This is a genomic window from Acidisoma sp., from assembly GCF_965199065.1.
In the GTDB taxonomy this organism is placed as follows: Bacteria; Pseudomonadota; Alphaproteobacteria; order Acetobacterales; family Acetobacteraceae; genus Acidisoma.
In genome coordinates, this window is the sequence record NZ_CBDAQN010000001.1 from 716,834 (window position 1) to 731,993 (window position 15,160).

The window sequence follows — 15,160 nt, forward strand, 5'->3', positions numbered from 1 at the left end:
CGCGCCGACTTACCCGAGAGCCAGAAGATCGCCGGTCGCGAGGGTGACGAAGATGCGGCCCTCAGCCGCGATAGCGGGCGCTGCCGCCGGTGCGGGCAGCCGGATCATGCTGGTGATCTCGCCCGTGACGGGGCTGACGGTCACCAGCTGCTTGTTGTTGCTGACGAGCACCAAGCTGCCGCCGGCGAGCACCGGTCCCCACCAGTAGATCGGCTGGGTGAGCTTCTTCATGTTCTTGAACGACGGTAGTTGCCGCGCCCACTTGACCTGCCCGGTCGAGGCAGAGAGCGCCGCCAGCTGCTGATCCGTGCTCAGCTGGAAAACCCAGTCGCCGGCGACCCAGCTGGTCTGGTCGGTCGCGAAGTCCTTCTCCCATAGCCGCCGCCCGGTCGGCAGATCGAGCGAGAGGACGATGCCGCCCAGGCTGCCGACGAAGACCCTGCCCTGGTCGATCACCGGCAGCCCGACGATGGCGGATAGCTGGGAGAGGCCGGTGCCGGTTGCGCCCAGGTTGTCCGTCCACAAGACTTCGCCGGTGTCGGTGTTGAGCGCGATCAGGTCGCCGGAGCCGAACCCGGCGACGACGATGCTGCCCGCGACGGCAGGCGCCGGCAAACCGAGCACTCCGGTTTGGGGGTTGTTCGCCTGGTGGCTCCAGATGGTACGGCCGGTGTGGGCGTCGAGGCCGACCATCGAGCTGTCGATGAGGCTGACGAAGATATGGCCGCCCGAGATCGTCGGGCCGCTGCGCGCGGGAACGCCAAGAGGCTGGCGCCAGCGGATGGTGCCGCTCTTCGCGTCAAAGCAGATGATCTCGCCGAGGCCGGTGGCCGCGTAGATATGGCCATCGGCATAGCTGATGCCGCCGCCGACATTGAGGCTTCGGGAGTGCTTCGGGTGGATCGAGGCGCTCCAGAAGGACGCGCCGTTGTGGATGTCGAAGGCGCTGACGGCGCCGTCGGCCCCCATGGTGAAGACAGCGCCCCCCGCGACCACGGGCGGGCAGGGAATGCGCTGCCGGTAGGCCGTCCCCGAACCGAAATCGGCGCGCCAAAGCGGGGCCAGTTGCGGCGGGAGGGCGGAGATGCCGGGATCATGCGCGGCGTTGCCGCCTTGCTGCGGCCATTCCAGCCCAGGGACGGCCGCCGGCACTGTGACCGCTTCGGTCAAGCTGGGGTCGACCTCAAGCGCGCTCGAAGACGCCATGACATCGATGCGCTTGCCGGGCAGGGGCGGGGTTTCATCCCCGCCGATAAAGCCGCACCCGGCCAGCGCCAGGGGCAGCGCGAGCACGGCACGGCGCGAAAAACGGGACCGTTCATCCGTCTGGTGAGCTTGGATACGGCTCGCGACAGTCGTTATGCGTCTCATAGGGGGGCGCCAATCATCTGGTATCGTCTCGTGGTAATGCCGGGCGATGAGTCGCGTCGACCCGTCATTCCGTGCTGGCGGGGGCGCCGAGCGCCTGGGCCAGGCCATTCGCCATCCGCCGCATGTCGTCCGGCGTGGAGATGTCGTTCGCCACCTCCAACAGGGTTCGCGCCGCTTCGCTTTTGTGGCCGAGACGGATGTCGAGCAGAGCCAGATACTGCAGGGCGACCGGCCGCCACGGGCTGCCCTCGGCCGCCAGCGTCTCCAGCCGCGCCTGGATCAGCGAGGGCTCGGCCGTGTCGATCGCGTGCGCGGCCCAGCCGATCGTCGCGACCTGACGCAGCACCGGATTGAGCGAGCCGTTGTTGATGAGGCCGTTCCAGACCGCCTCCGCCGCCGCTTGTTTGCCGGCATCGGCGAGGAGGCTTGCCTCGTTGAGGCGGGCGAGGGTGGCGTAGCCACTGGGGGCAGATTGGGCCACGGCGCCGAATTTGCGGGCCAAAGCTTCCCGGTCCGCGGCCGAGCCGTGCTGGGCGGCCTGGTCCAGAACCGCAATGAAGGCTGTGGCCGCCTTCGCGTCCTCCTGATGACGGTGCCAAAGCCAGGCCTGCCAGCCGCCGACGCCGGCAATGAGGAGAACGGCGAGGACCATGAAGCCGATTGCGTAGCGCCGGGCGAAGCGAGACATGCGCTCGGCCCGGAGATCCTCATCGACCTCGTCGAAAATATCGACCACGTTTCTCTCCAGCCACCACTTGCGGTTTGCGCTCCAGCCAAAAGCGGGCGCAAACGGGGCCGGACCATAGCGGCGGCGTGAGGCGAGGGCAAACTGGAGGACAAGAATGGCTGGAAGTGTCTTTGAGTTCGAGTTGAAGACCCTGACGGGCGAGCCCTATCCGCTCGCGGCACTGGCGGGCCGTCCGCTGCTGATCGTCAACACCGCATCCAGATGCGGATTTACCCCTCAATACGCCGGGCTGCAGGCTCTGTGGACGAAACTGGGAGACCAGCCGAACGGCTTGGTCATCATCGGCGTGCCCAGCAACGACTTCGGGAACCAGGAGCCGGGCGAGGCGACAGCCATCGGCGAATTCTGCGATCGCAACTACGGCGTCACCTTCCCGTTGATGGCGAAGGCGCATGTGAAGGGGCGAGAGGCGCACCCCCTCTTCAAGTGGCTCGGCGACCAGGGCGGATTTCTGTCCAGGCCGCGCTGGAACTTCTACAAGTACCTCACCCGGCGTGACGGCACGTTGCAGACCTGGTTTCCAAGCACCACGACGCCCGGTTCGTCCAAGCTCGTCGGCGCGGTCGAAGACGCGCTTTGAAGCCGGCTAATCCGCGGTGTCGAAGGCCACGCGCAGATTGCTGGCGGCCAGAGCCTGCGCCTCGGCCGCCGCCTTCACGACCCGGCTCATGCCGAAGAACTCGTGCGTCGCCCCCGGGTAGATCGTGTTGGTCACCCGGGTGCCGGCATCGCGCATACGTTTCGCCAGCTTTTCTCCGTCGCTTTCCAGCGGGTCTATGCCGGCGTTGATGATGGTGGCAGGCGGCAGGTCTCGCAGGTCGGCGGCGAGCAGATTGAGCAGCGGGCTCTTCATGTCGCTCGGGTTGGCGAGCAGCTTGTCCATGAACCAGGTCAGCATCGAGACGTTGAGAGGCTTGGCGTTCGCGTTCTGCAGGTCGGAGGCCTGCATCAGGTTCGTGCTGGCAAGCGGGTAGATCAGGATCTGTGCGACGGGAGCCTGCAGCCCATGATCGCGCGCGTCGATTGCGACGTTCGCCGCAAGATTGCCGCCGGCACTCTCCCCCATCAGAGCGATACGGGCCGGATCGCCGCCGAAGCTTTGAGCATTCTCCGTCACCCAGCGATAGGCGGCGAAGGCGTCGTCATGCGGCGCCGGGAACTTGTGCTCCGGGGCCATGCCGTAGTCGGCCGAGACGAAAATGGCATTCGCCTGGGCCGCCATCGCTCGGGGCGTTGCGTCATAGGCATCGAGGCTCCCGATGACGAAGCCGCCGCCGCGGAAGTAAAGGACGACCGGAAACGGGCCGTCGCCCGAGGGCGTGTAGATGCGCGCCGCGCAGTTGCCGGTGGCAGCCGGGTAGGTGACATCACGCACGGTGACGCCCGGAACCTCCGGCGAGATGCCATCGGCGGTCATGACCGCGGCGGCTGCGTCCGCGGCTGTCGGCTGCGCGCGTGCCTCTTCGACACTGCACGTCTCGATCGGCTTGATCTTCAGACCTGCCAGCGCCTCGAGGACGCGCGCCATATCGGGGTCGGCGCGTGTCGACGGGTCTAGGCCGATCAGATCGCGAACCGTCTGGATGACGCTCATGCTCGGAGCCTTCTTCAGTGCCGGATACCGGAAGCAGCGCTCCGGTACGAAGCTTTTGCCTTATAAGGTTAGGTTCTCCTGCCGTGGCCGCTGTCAACGGGTGGGGGCGCGCCTCCCGCGCATGTGACGCGCGCCCTGTCGTCTGGTCAGCCGAAGCTGGGGACAGTCGATTGGTAGCTCGGCAGCGCCTGCACGCGCTCCCACCACGCGTCAAAGCCGTCGACGCCCGAAAAGAGTTCCTCGGCGTCCGGGGTCAGGGAGAGGTAGAAGACACAGGGTGCAAGGTAGAGGTCCGCGAGGCTCAACTCGCCGGCCAAGAAAGGCGAAGCGCCTTTCGTCTTGATAACGAACGTCAGCACTTTCCCGGCCATCTCGATTGCGGCGGCGCGGCGGGCTTCATCTCGGCCGCCGATGAACTCCGGGAACAGATGGTAGCCGGCAATGCCAAGCAGGGAGCCATAGCCGTAGGAGTCGGTGATCCCGATGACCATGTCCATGCGGGCGCGGTCCTCGGCGGTCTGCGGGACCAGTGACGGTCCGGGCAGCACGTCGTTGAGGTAGCGGATGATGGCGGAGGTTTCGAGGAGGCGCAGCCCATCGTAATCGACAACCGGGACCTTGCCGAAGGGGTGGCGTTCCAGATGCTCCGGCGTCTTGGGTTCGCCCGCGAGCACGTTGAGCGGCACCTGCCTGAAATCGGTGACGCCCTTCTCGGCGAGCAGCATCTTGACTGTGCGGACATAGGTGGAGCCGTCGAAGCCCCAGAGCGTGATGTCGGGCATGGTCGGTGTTCCTTCTCCGTTGAGGTGCAGCCTACGCGGCGCGAGGCCTACAGTGCACCGTCTGGAGGCTTCGGGCTATCGCGTGCGAACCCCCGACGCGATCCTCAGGCGGAACTTACGCCGCCTCACCCCCCGAATTTGACAAGCCGCCCCACCGGCTCGCCCAGAACCTCGTCGTCGCGCATCACGGTCTGGCCGCGGATGATCGTCGCCACCGGCCAGCCCGTCACCTCCATGCCCGCGAAGGGCGTCCAGCCGCAGGGGCTCGCGATCCAGCTTTCCTCGATCACCCGGCGCCGGCCCATGTCGACCAGGGTGAAATCGGCGTCGTAGCCGCGCGCGATCCGGCCTTTGCCGCGCACGCCATAGACCCGCGCCGGTCCGGCGCACATGAGGTCGGCAAGCCGCATCAGCGACAGCCGCCCGGCCGAAACATGGTCGAGCATCACCGGCACGATCGTCTGCACGCCCGTGAGGCCGGCGGCGCAAAGGGGCCAAGGCTTCTCCTTCGCCGCCCGCGCATGCGGCGCATGGTCGGAGCCGACGACATCCACCATGCCGTCCCGCACCGCAGCCCAGGCCGCCTCCCTATGGCGCGCCTCACGGATCGGCGGGTTCATCACCGCATAGGGGCCGAGCCGGTCGTAGGCGTCCGGCGCCCACTGGGTGAGGTGGTTCAGCAGGACCTCGACCGTCGCGATGTCCCGGTAGTCCTGCAGGTAGTCGAGTTCCTCGGCGGTGGAGACGTGCAGGATGTGCGCGGGCCGCCCGGTCTTCCGCGCGAGCGCCATCAGGCGCCGGGTGCCGAGGAAGGCCGCCTCCACATCGCGCCACTCGGCGTGGGTCGCGTAGGGCATCCCCTCGTGGAACAAAGGGCGGCGCTCGCGGAGGCGATACTCGTCCTCGCTGTGATAGGCGACGCGGCGGCGCCCGCTGCGCATCACCCGCTCCAGCGTCACGTCGTCCTCGATGAGCAGATCGCCGGTGCTGCTGCCGGCGAAGACCTTCACCGCGCAGACGCCGTCCTCCAGCTCCAGGCTCGCCAAGTCGTCGATGGTGCCGCGTGCGGCGCCGACGTAGAGGCCGAGGTCGCACCAGGACCGCGTCGCCGCGAAGGCCTTCTTCGCCTCCAGCCGGTCGGCCGTGGTGATGGACGGGTTCCCGTTCGGCATGTCGAAGACGGCGCAGAGCCCGCCAAGCACGGCCGCGCGTGTGCCGGAGGGGATGCTCTCCACCGCCGCCTGTTCGGGGTCTCGCAGATGCGTATGCGCGTCGATCAGGCCGGGCAATACGTGCAGCCCGGTGGCGTCGATGACCTCGGTGGCCTCGGCCGCGCTGCCAGGGGCGAGCGTCGCGACCACACCCGAAGCCACGGCGATATCGGCCTGTTCCAGGCCCCACGGCAGGACGACGGTGCCGTTACGGATGAGCAGGTCATAGAAAGCGGTCATGCTGCGGCTAGTCCTTCGTCTCTGAGCAAAGCGGCGGCGGCCTCGGCGGCCGCGTCCACGGTAAGGGCGGACATGGGCGCGGCGCCCACCGGCCCCGGTGCGACCACAAAGGCGGCGCGGCGACCGGACGGCGCATATTCATCCGCAGGGGAGGGGCCGAACAACCCCAGCGTCGGTGCGCCGGCGGCGGCGGCGAGGTGCATCAGACCGGAGTCATTGCCGATGAACAGGGTCATCCGGGCCAGGCACGCTGCGGCCTCCGGCAGGCTCAGCCGCCCGGCGAGGTCGATCGCATCCGGCAGGGCCGCGAGCACGGGCTGCGCCATGGCGGCCTCCACCGGGCCAGGACCCGCGTAGATCACCGCCCGCGCACCCTCCATGCCGAGACCGGGCAGGTAACGGTCGCGCAGTGTCTCGAACAACGCCACGAAACGCTCGGGCGGCCAGAGCTTGCCTGCCCAGTTCGCGGTCGGGCCCAGCCCGATGAGAGGTACGCCGTCCGGCAGCAGGGCGTCGGCGCGGGCACGGTCCGCGGCCGAGGTCCAGGCGACCGGCAAGGGTGGCGGTGCGACGCCCATGCTCGCGGCTAGCTGCGCAAGGCGACGCCCTGGCCGGCGGCCACCCCGGAGCACCCGCCGCTGCCGCGCATTGAGAAAGAAGGCGGTGCCCGAGCCGCGCAGATCGACCACCATGTCCCATCGCGCACGCACAACCTGGCCCCAAAGCTTGAACCAATGGCCGTCCCACTTCTGCTTGGGCATCAGGATAAGCCGCTCCAGCCGCGGCATGGCCGCGAAGACGCCGGCCGCGACCGGCCCGCAGGCGACCGTGAAACGGGCGGTCGGGTGACGCTGCAAGAGGTCGTTCAGGATGCCGGTGCTGATGACCGCATCGCCGATGCGCGTTGCCGTAATGAACAGGATGCGCGGGCTGACACGATATGATTTGAGAGGCGGCTCTTCGTCGGCACGCGAGTTTGTTTTCGTAAGACCGCCTATCTTAAACATTTGACACTTGTAGAACCTCTTAACACGCGGCGACTATGAGCCATGGACATGAGCATCTCCACGCCCTGTGCGACAGGTGATGCATCACCCCCTTTTGAGAGAAGGGGGGTGGCGCCTATTTTCGGCGCCCCGATCTTCGGCGCCATCGATCTGGGCACCAACAATTGCCGGCTCATGCTCGGCGTCCCCAGCAGCAACGGTTTCCGCGTCATCGAGAGCTTCAGCCGGTCGGTCGGTCTCGGTGAAGGCTTGGCGGAGACGGGTCAACTTGCCGAGCCCGCGATGGACCGCGCCATGGACGCGCTACGGTCCTGCGCCACCCGCATCTCCCGCTACCGCCTCACCGGCCTCACCGCCGTCGCGACCGAGGCCTGCCGCCGCGCCGCCAATGGCCCGGACTTTCTGGCCAAGGTCCGCCAGCAGACCGGGCTCGACATCCGCATCATCTCGGGGCGGGAAGAGGCGGAACTCACGCTGGAAAGCTGTTCGCCTCTGCTGCGCGGCGCGGGCACCCGCGCCCTGGTGTTCGATATCGGCGGCGGTTCCACCGAACTCGCCTGGGTCCGGCTTGACGGCGGTTCGCCAACCCTCATCAGCTTTCTGTCCTTGCCCTTCGGTGTCATGACGCTTGGCGCCTGCACGCCCTACTCCTGTTTCACCGATCGCGGCTTCGACGCGATGGTCGAGACCGTGGAGGAGAAGCTTTGGGAGTTCGAGGACATCCACCGCATCGGCCGCGAGATCAACCGGGCGGGCGTCCGGCTGCTGGGAACCAGCGGCACCATCACGACGGTCGCGAGCGTCGCCCTCAAGCTGCCCCGCTACCGCCGCCCGCTGGTGGACGGCATCCTGCTGCCCGGTGAGGAAGCCGATGCCGCAGTTGAAACCCTGCGGTCCATGGGGCGCGCCGGCCTCGCGGCCCACCCCTGCATAGGGGATGACCGTGCAGACCTCGTGCTGCCGGGTTGCGCCATCTTCGCCGCTATCCGCTCCGTGTGGCCAACCCCGGAGGTAGGCGTCGCCGATCGTGGCTTGCGCGAGGGCATGCTCCTGCGGCAGATCAGGGGCGGACGCCGGCGGAACAGCCGCCGCTCGAACGGGGCGCGTCCGGTTGCTTCCTTGCCGCATAGCCCGCCGGCGTAACGAGGCTTAGGCGTAAATTAATGAGTAAGGGCGTGTCCGACCCGGGTCAGGGCTCCGGACGGAGTCTCACGGTCAAGCTGAAGAAGACGGCGGGGCGCAGCGTCGCCTCGCAGCGATGGCTCACGCGCCAGCTCAATGATCCCTACGTCGCGGCGGCGCAGAAGCAAGGGTGGCGGTCACGCGCCGCCTTCAAGCTCATCGAACTCGACGACCGCTTCCACGTCATCAAGAAGGGCATGCGGGTGCTGGACCTCGGTGCCGCACCGGGCGGCTGGACCCAGGTGGCGCTGCGGCGCGGCGCGCGCTCCGTCGTCGGCATCGACCTGCTGGCCATCGAGCCCATCCCCGGCGCCCATCTCATCAAGGGCGACGCGACCGATCCCGCGTGTCAGGCGCAGATACTGGAGCTTCTGGGCGGGCCGCCCGATCTCGTGCTGTCGGACATGGCACCGAACACGTCGGGCCACGCCTCGACCGATCATATCCGGATCGTCGCCCTCGCCGAGATGGCGCTCGAGCTTGCCTTCGCCATGTTGCCGCCCGGCGGGTCCTTCCTCGCCAAGCTGTTTCAGGGGGGTGCCGACAAGCACCTGCTCACGCCCATGAAGCAGCGGTTCGAGACGGTTCGTCATGCGAAGCCGCCGGCCAGCCGCAAGGAATCCAGCGAGCTTTACGTCGTCGCGACCGGCTTGCGGGCATCGGCTAATCCGGCGGGTGAAGCTCCTCATCCAGCGTCAGATTGACCGCAGTGGCGCGTCCGCCCGGGACCGCGATGATCGGCTGAGGCACACGGCGCGTCGCCTGCTTGTGCATCGTGTCGGTCACTCTGAAGGCCATGGCGACGGCTGCCAGCCCGAACACGACCGAACCCAGCGCCTGGCCGATGAGCACGCCCTCCGGCCCGAAGCGTGCGCCGTAGGCCACGAAGGGGATGGTGCCGAGGGTCGCCCGGCCCCAGTTCATGATGGTCGCAAGTCCAGGACGGCCAAGGTTGTTGAACGCCGAGTTGGCGACGAAAAGGCCGCCCGCGAAGATCATCGTCCCGGCAATCCAGCTGCAGAACAGGTGCAGGAGTGAAGCCGCGACGCCCTGCGAAGAGAAGGCGAGCGCCAGCAGGTTCTGCGTGAGCGCCAGCACCACCCAGGCGGCGGCGACGGTCGCCGCCATGAAGATCAGGCTCGCCCGCAGCGTCGTCCGCACGCGGTCGGTGCGGCCGGCGCCAAGGTTCTGCGCCATGATCGGGCCGACCGCGCCGCTCAGCGCGAAGATGACGCCGAAGGCGACCGGGGTGATACGGTCGATCGTCGCCTGTCCCGCGACCGCCGCCACGCCGAAGCCGGCCATGGTTTGGGTGACGTAGGCGCTGCCGACCGGCGTCGCGAGGTTGGTGAGGATCGCGGGCGCCGCCACCCGCCCCACACGCCGAAGGTCTGCGAGCGCCCGCCGCGGCTCCGGCCGCCCGAGCAACCCCTGCCGCCACACGAAGCGCAGCCCGACCGCCGCGAGCAGCACGCGGGACAGCACCGTGCTGATCGCCGCGCCCTCCAGCCGCAGATGGAGAGCGAAGATGAAGATCGGGTCCATGACGGCCACGGCAATGGCGGCGAACAGGGTCACGTTCATGGCCCGGCGAGCGACCCCGGCCGAGCGCAGCAGCGCGGCACAGCACATGCCGACCGCCATCAGCGGCAACGACGGCGAGGTGATGAGCAGATACATCGAGGCCATCACCCGCGTTTCGCCCTCAGCGTGCAACAGGCCGAGCAGCGGCCCCCGTGCGGCGGCGGTCGCGAGCCCGATGACGAGCATCAGCGCCGTCATGACGATCAGGCTCGTCGTGCCGATCCGTTGCGCCTCGCCGGGTTTCTGGCTCCCGATGGCCGCGGAGACGGTGGCGCCGATGCCGATGGTGAGGCCGATCGCGACCGAGATCTGGAAAAAGCCGACGGCGCCCGCAAAGCCGACCGCGGCCGCGATGGGCTTCTCGCCGAGGCGGGAGATGTAGAAGAAGTTGAGAAGATCGACGGCGAAGACCGCGATGAGCCCGATGGCGCCGGTCAGCGCCATGACGGTGACGTGGCGCATGATGGAGCCGGTCAGGAAGCGCGCGGGCGGAGACCCTGGCTTGGCGGCGATAGCCATTGTGCGGCGGGTCCTCGAGAGCCAGCGCGGCGGACGCGTTTCGTAGAGCGAACTGGAGCCGATGGACAGCCCGAGGCGGCCTCCCGGCCAACACCTCGCATTCACCGTTCCGTTGCCGGATGCATTACCGATAGCGCCCGTGGCAAGATGATTGCACATTGATGACGCAGACCAAACAGGCGTCTCGATCTCGATTCGGCGCCCGGTCTTCGAGTGACGCTGCAACATCTGGAACAGAAGGACGGATCATGAGCTCGGTTGAAAGGACACCTCCATCCCGTGATGCTCAGACGTCGCCCGCCGCACAGGCTCATGCGAAGTCAGCCTGGCTCGCATCGCATGAGCATGGCTATGCGAAAGGGTTGAAGCCGCGGCAGGTTCAGATGATCGCCATCGGCGGCGCCATCGGCACCGGGCTTTTCCTCGGCGCGGGCGGCCGGCTGCAACATGCGGGGCCTGCTCTGGCCCTCGTTTATCTTGTCTGCGGGATCTTCTCGTTCCTCATCCTGCGGGCGCTTGGCGAGCTCGTCATGCATCGCCCCACCTCGGGCAGCTTCGTCTCCTATGCGCGGGAATTTCTCGGCGAGCGCGGCTCATTCGTCGCCGGCTGGATGTACTATCTGAACTGGGCGATGACCGGCATCGTCGATATCACGGCCGTTGCGCTCTACATGAAATATTGGGGCACCTTCGCGGGCGTGCCGCAATGGATCTTCGCCCTGATCGCATTGGTGCTCGTCGGAAGCATGAACATGATCGCCGTCGAGTGGTTCGGCGAGATGGAGTTCTGGTTTTCGCTCGTCAAGGTCGCGGCACTCGTCCTGTTCCTCGTCATCGGCGTGATCTTTCTCATCAGCGGTCATCATGTCGCCGGCCACAGCACGGGTTTCATCTCATCGCCCAGAACGGCGGCATCTTTCCTCATGGCATTCTGCCCGCGGTCATCATCGTGCAGGGCGTCGTGTTCGCCTATGCCGGCATCGAGTTGATCGGCACCGCCGCCGGCGAGGCGCAGGATGCGAAACGTATTCTGCCGCGCGCGATCAACAGCGTGATGTGGCGGATCGCGCTTTTCTACGTCGGCTCCGTGGTGCTGTTGGTGATGCTGATGCCCTGGACTGCCTATCACGCGGGCACCAGCCCCTTCGTGACCTTCTTCGGCGCCCTCGGCGTCCCCTTCATCGGCACGATCATGAACCTCGTCGTGCTGACCGCCGCTTTGTCGAGCCTGAACTCGGGGCTCTACTCCACCGGCCGCGTCCTGCGCTCGCTCGCGATGGGCGGCTCGGCGCCCCCGTTCGTCGCCAAGATGAACGCGGCGAAAGTGCCGTTCGGCGGCATCCTCGTGACACTGGTCATCTACCTCATCGGCGTTCTTCTCAACTACGTCGTGCCGTCGCAGGTGTTCGAGATCGTCCTCAACATCGCCTCGCTGGGCATCGTTTCGACCTGGGCTTTCATCGTCATCTGCCAGATGATGCTGCGCCGCGCGATCGATCGTGGAGAACTGCCCGCGGTCGAGTTCCGGATGCCCTTCGCGCCGCTATCCTCGTGGCTGACGCTCGCCTTCCTGCTCGCCGTGCTCGTGCTGACCGGCCTCGACTACCCCGATGGCACCTACACCATCGCCGCCATCCCGGTGGTCGCAGTCGCGCTGGTCGTGGGATGGATCATCATGAAGGGCAGCCACCCGTTCAGCCCGACCATCCCCTCCTATCTTCTGACCCGCACCGTGGAGTCGCATCCGAACAACGACCCGCGGTGAGGTCCGCGCTCAGAATTCCAGGTGCGCCTTCAGGCCAAGCACGACGGCGCTCGGGATGCTCGTCTGCGCGTTCGGATGGATGACGTATTGGAAGTCCGGCATGAGGTTGACGCCGCGATAGACGTGGATGTCGTAATTGGCTTCCAGCACTTCTTCATTGGTCTGCACGCCGGTCGCGGAGACGCCGGTGGCGCTGTCGCTGTAGGGCACGCCGAAGTCCTGGTCGAGTTGCTCGGCGCTCGTGAGTTGACTGCTCACGGTCTGGTAGATGAACAGAAGGCCGATCGTGTCCTCGGACCGGGCATGCCAGAAACCCTGATCGACAAGCCCGGCGTACAGCTCGTTCTCGTAGACCATCGTCTGCGGGGTATCGTGGACGAAGCCGAGCAGACCGATCAACCCGGCCTCGTCGCCCTTTCCCTGGCGGATGAACATCTGGTCGAACTCCGCCCAGAATTGCCACCGATCCCGTTTGTCGGAGCCAGTGCCGCCGGGGATCGCGCTCTCGAAACTCGCGAAGGGCGCGCTGTCGTAGCCTACGCCGAGCTTGTAATGGCCAACGAGGTGGTCCGGTCCGAAAGACGGCTCCCACGCAACTTCGAGCGGCACCTCGACGCCGTTGTATTGCGAAACGTCGATGTTCCAGCCGGAACGATCTTGCGGGTTCTGGTAGAGATAGGGATCGCTGCCCCAGAGGCCGAACTGCACATAGGTGTCAGCCGTGGGCCGGACCCGCAGGCGAGCCCCTAAAGTGGCATCGGGCCACGAGGAAAAGCCGACATTCGCGCCGGTGATGGCTTTTTCGTTTCCGCAGAGCGCGTTCTGCATGAAATTACAGTTCAGTGGCGACGCCGAGAAATCGTTGCCCGTCGGCCAATAGCCTGCGGCGATATCGACATCGCCGTGCAGCAGCGTCTCCTCCCCGTAGAGGTAGACGAGATGAAAGGCGACGCTGCCGCCGGCGCCGTATATTTCCTGCGCCGGAAGCAGGTTGTCGCCGAAGCCTTCGCTCGCATTGCTCCCGGCCCGGTTGACGGCCACGAAATGCGTGGCGAATCCCGTGATGCCGGCGAGCTTCTGCCAATCGACATCGACCTCGAGCGCGCGCTGATCGGCGTACCCGAGATCGCGCTTGGTGCCTCCGCTGACATTGCCGGCGGTTTCCGAGGTGTAGTTGAGCAATACGTCGATGCCGAGCTTTCCAAGATCGGTGCGGATGCCGCCCCAGTCGCCGAACAGGTGCTCGACCTTCGGAAAGCTGTCGGAAGGAGAGGACTTTGGCGCTGGTTGTGAAAGCGTCTGGCTGGCGCCGACACCGGCGCCGCTATTTGAGGTCTGAGCCCGCGCCGCCTCGGGCGCCGCGACAAGACTGGTGAGGGCGAGCACGACCATGAAGGTCCGATTGCAGATCCAACCGGTCATCCGAAACGTCCCTCCGATTTATTGTTGCATGACAGTTCGGTAGGGTTCGCAGGAACGCAATCCCGGTCACAGAAACGCGAGCCAGCTACCGAGCAGATCAGAGTCGCGCGGCCTTTCCTTGCGCTGCAGCAAGGGCCGGAGTATCCGGCACCGCCAAGGCTGCGCAGGGATCCTCGCCATGGCACTCAACGATCTGACCCCCGACTCCGCAATCGAGCGCTCGCTCGATCTGCCAAGAGGGATCGCCGTCCGGCCACCCATCGAGGAGGCTCTTGCCTTCGACGACGTGCTGCTGGTCCCGAACTACTCGCAGGTGCTGCCTGCCCAGGTTGACACGACCACCCAGTTCACCCGCAACATCAGCCTCAACGTGCCATTGGTCGCGGCTGCCATGGACACGGTGACCGAAAGCGCGATGGCCATTGCCATGGCCCAGCTGGGCGGCATGGGCGTCATCCACAAAAATCTCACCATCGAGGAGCAGGCGGCCCAGGTGCGCCGCGTCAAGCGCTTCGAGTCCGGCATGGTCGTCGATCCGCTGACCATCCATCCGGACGAAACGCTCGCCGACGCCCGTGCGCTCATGGCGGCCAACCGCATCAGCGGCATCCCGGTGGTGGAGCGGGGCACCCGCCGCCTCGTCGGCATCCTCACCAACCGCGATGTGCGTTTCGCGACCGACCTCGACGAACGCGTCTCGCAGTTGATGACCCACGACAAGCTCATAACGGTCTTCGAGGGCGCCAAGCCGGACGAGGCCCGGAGCCTGCTCCACAAGCACCGCATCGAGAAGCTGCTGGTGGTCGACGCGGAGTATCGCTGCGTCGGGCTGATCACGGTTAAGGACATGGACAAGGCCGAGGCCTATCCCCTCGCCAACAAGGACGCGCTTGGCCGCCTGCGGGTGGCGGCTGCCACCGGCGTCGGCGAGGACGGCGAAGCGCGGGCACGCGCGCTCATCGCGGCCGGCGTCGATGTCATTGTGGTCGATACCGCTCACGGGCATTCGGGCGGGGTGCTGACCTCGGTCGAGCGGATCAAGATGGCGTCCAACGATGTGGAGGTCGTGGCCGGAAACGTGGCGACGCCGGACGGCGCCGAGGCGCTGGTCGATGCCGGGGCGGATGCGGTGAAGATCGGCATCGGGCCGGGCAGCATCTGCACAACCCGCGTGGTCGCGGGCGTCGGCGTGCCGCAGTTCTCGGCTGTGCTGGAGACCTCGGCCGCCTGCCGCGCGCTGGGCGTGCCGGCGATTGCCGACGGCGGCATCCGCACCTCGGGGGACATGGTGAAGGCGATCGCGGCCGGCGCCAACTCCGTCATGCTGGGCAGCCTCTTCGCCGGTACGGACGAAGCCCCGGGCGAGGTGTTTCTCTATCAGGGCCGCAGCTACAAGTCCTATCGCGGCATGGGGAGCATCGGCGCCATGGCGCGTGGCTCGGCCGACCGCTATTTTCAGCAGGATATCAAGGACCAGCTCAAGCTGGTGCCGGAAGGGATCGAGGGGCAGGTGGCCTACCGGGGGCCTGTCGCCGCCGTCGTGCATCAGCTGGTCGGCGGGTTGCGGGCGGGAATGGGCTATGCGGGCAGCCCCGATATCGCCGAGCTGCAGCGGAGCGCCAAGTTCCGGCGCATAACCGGGGCGGGTTTGCGCGAGAGCCACGTGCATGACGTGTCGATCACCCGCGAGGCGCCGAACTATCGGCGGGACTGAACAGACCTCACGCTAGGTTCC

12 protein-coding genes and 1 pseudogene are annotated in these 15,160 nt (G+C 66.9%); 5 read left to right on the top strand and 8 right to left on the bottom strand.

Annotated elements, in window-relative coordinates; all coding sequences use genetic code 11:
* Positions 1–9: 9 nt before the first annotated feature.
* Entirely contained in the window at positions 10–1,371 is a 1,362-nt protein-coding gene (locus ACOEQ1_RS03380) for a PQQ-binding-like beta-propeller repeat protein (RefSeq protein ID WP_419757813.1), read from the bottom strand.
* A gap of 64 nt (positions 1,372–1,435) precedes the next feature.
* Entirely contained in the window at positions 1,436–2,107 is a 672-nt protein-coding gene (locus tag ACOEQ1_RS03385) for a tetratricopeptide repeat protein (RefSeq protein ID WP_419757814.1), read from the bottom strand.
* A gap of 106 nt (positions 2,108–2,213) precedes the next feature.
* Here ACOEQ1_RS03385 and ACOEQ1_RS03390 point away from each other — a divergent pair, with 106 nt between their 5' ends.
* Complete coding sequence (locus ACOEQ1_RS03390; protein ID WP_419757815.1) at positions 2,214–2,699, top strand: glutathione peroxidase; 486 nt, start codon at positions 2,214–2,216, stop codon at positions 2,697–2,699.
* A 6-nt stretch (positions 2,700–2,705) separates the two neighbouring features.
* On the opposite strand, the gene ACOEQ1_RS03395 is transcribed toward ACOEQ1_RS03390, so the two are convergent.
* The 4 genes from ACOEQ1_RS03395 to ACOEQ1_RS03410 all read right to left on the bottom strand — a co-directional run bounded on the left by ACOEQ1_RS03395 (position 2,706) and on the right by ACOEQ1_RS03410 (position 6,953).
* The gene (locus ACOEQ1_RS03395; RefSeq protein WP_419757816.1) at positions 2,706–3,713 is read right to left on the bottom strand and encodes an alpha/beta hydrolase; all 1,008 of its coding nucleotides are present in this window, start codon (positions 3,711–3,713) and stop codon (positions 2,706–2,708) included.
* Between the two features lie 146 nt (positions 3,714–3,859).
* The gene (locus ACOEQ1_RS03400) at positions 3,860–4,495 is read right to left on the bottom strand and encodes a glutathione S-transferase family protein (protein ID WP_419757817.1); all 636 of its coding nucleotides are present in this window, start codon (positions 4,493–4,495) and stop codon (positions 3,860–3,862) included.
* 125 nt (positions 4,496–4,620) lie between these two features.
* A complete protein-coding gene (locus ACOEQ1_RS03405; protein WP_419757818.1) occupies positions 4,621–5,946 on the bottom strand; it encodes a dihydroorotase in 1,326 nt (441 codons plus the stop codon).
* Positions 5,943–6,953, bottom strand: coding sequence for a glycosyltransferase family 9 protein (locus ACOEQ1_RS03410; protein ID WP_419757819.1), 1,011 nt, complete (start codon positions 6,951–6,953; stop codon positions 5,943–5,945). The genes ACOEQ1_RS03405 and ACOEQ1_RS03410 overlap by 4 nt, the downstream gene beginning before the upstream one ends.
* Before the next feature lie 108 nt (positions 6,954–7,061).
* Between ACOEQ1_RS03410 and ACOEQ1_RS03415 the strand changes: the two genes are divergently transcribed.
* Entirely contained in the window at positions 7,062–8,096 is a 1,035-nt protein-coding gene (locus tag ACOEQ1_RS03415; protein WP_419757820.1) for a Ppx/GppA phosphatase family protein, read from the top strand.
* Positions 8,097–8,116: 20 nt separating this feature from the next.
* Positions 8,117–8,839, top strand: coding sequence for an RlmE family RNA methyltransferase (locus ACOEQ1_RS03420; RefSeq protein ID WP_419757821.1), 723 nt, complete (start codon positions 8,117–8,119; stop codon positions 8,837–8,839).
* Here the strand turns inward: ACOEQ1_RS03420 and ACOEQ1_RS03425 are convergent.
* On the bottom strand, positions 8,799–10,238 hold the full coding sequence (locus ACOEQ1_RS03425) for an MATE family efflux transporter (RefSeq protein WP_419757822.1): 1,440 nt from the start codon (positions 10,236–10,238) through the stop codon (positions 8,799–8,801). The two genes, ACOEQ1_RS03420 and ACOEQ1_RS03425, sit on opposite strands and share 41 nt — an antisense overlap.
* A 248-nt stretch (positions 10,239–10,486) precedes the next feature.
* Here ACOEQ1_RS03425 and ansP point away from each other — a divergent pair.
* Positions 10,487–12,003: pseudogene (ansP, locus tag ACOEQ1_RS03430) on the top strand (L-asparagine permease).
* A gap of 9 nt (positions 12,004–12,012) precedes the next feature.
* Here the strand turns inward: ansP and ACOEQ1_RS03435 are convergent.
* Positions 12,013–13,425 (bottom strand): carbohydrate porin, encoded by a 1,413-nt coding sequence (locus ACOEQ1_RS03435; RefSeq protein ID WP_419757823.1) that lies wholly within the window; start codon positions 13,423–13,425, stop codon positions 12,013–12,015.
* Positions 13,426–13,603: 178 nt separating this feature from the next.
* On the opposite strand from ACOEQ1_RS03435, the gene guaB reads away from it, so the two are divergent.
* Positions 13,604–15,139, top strand: coding sequence for an IMP dehydrogenase (guaB, locus tag ACOEQ1_RS03440; RefSeq protein WP_419757824.1), 1,536 nt, complete (start codon positions 13,604–13,606; stop codon positions 15,137–15,139).
* The last annotated feature ends 21 nt before the right edge of the window (positions 15,140–15,160 follow it).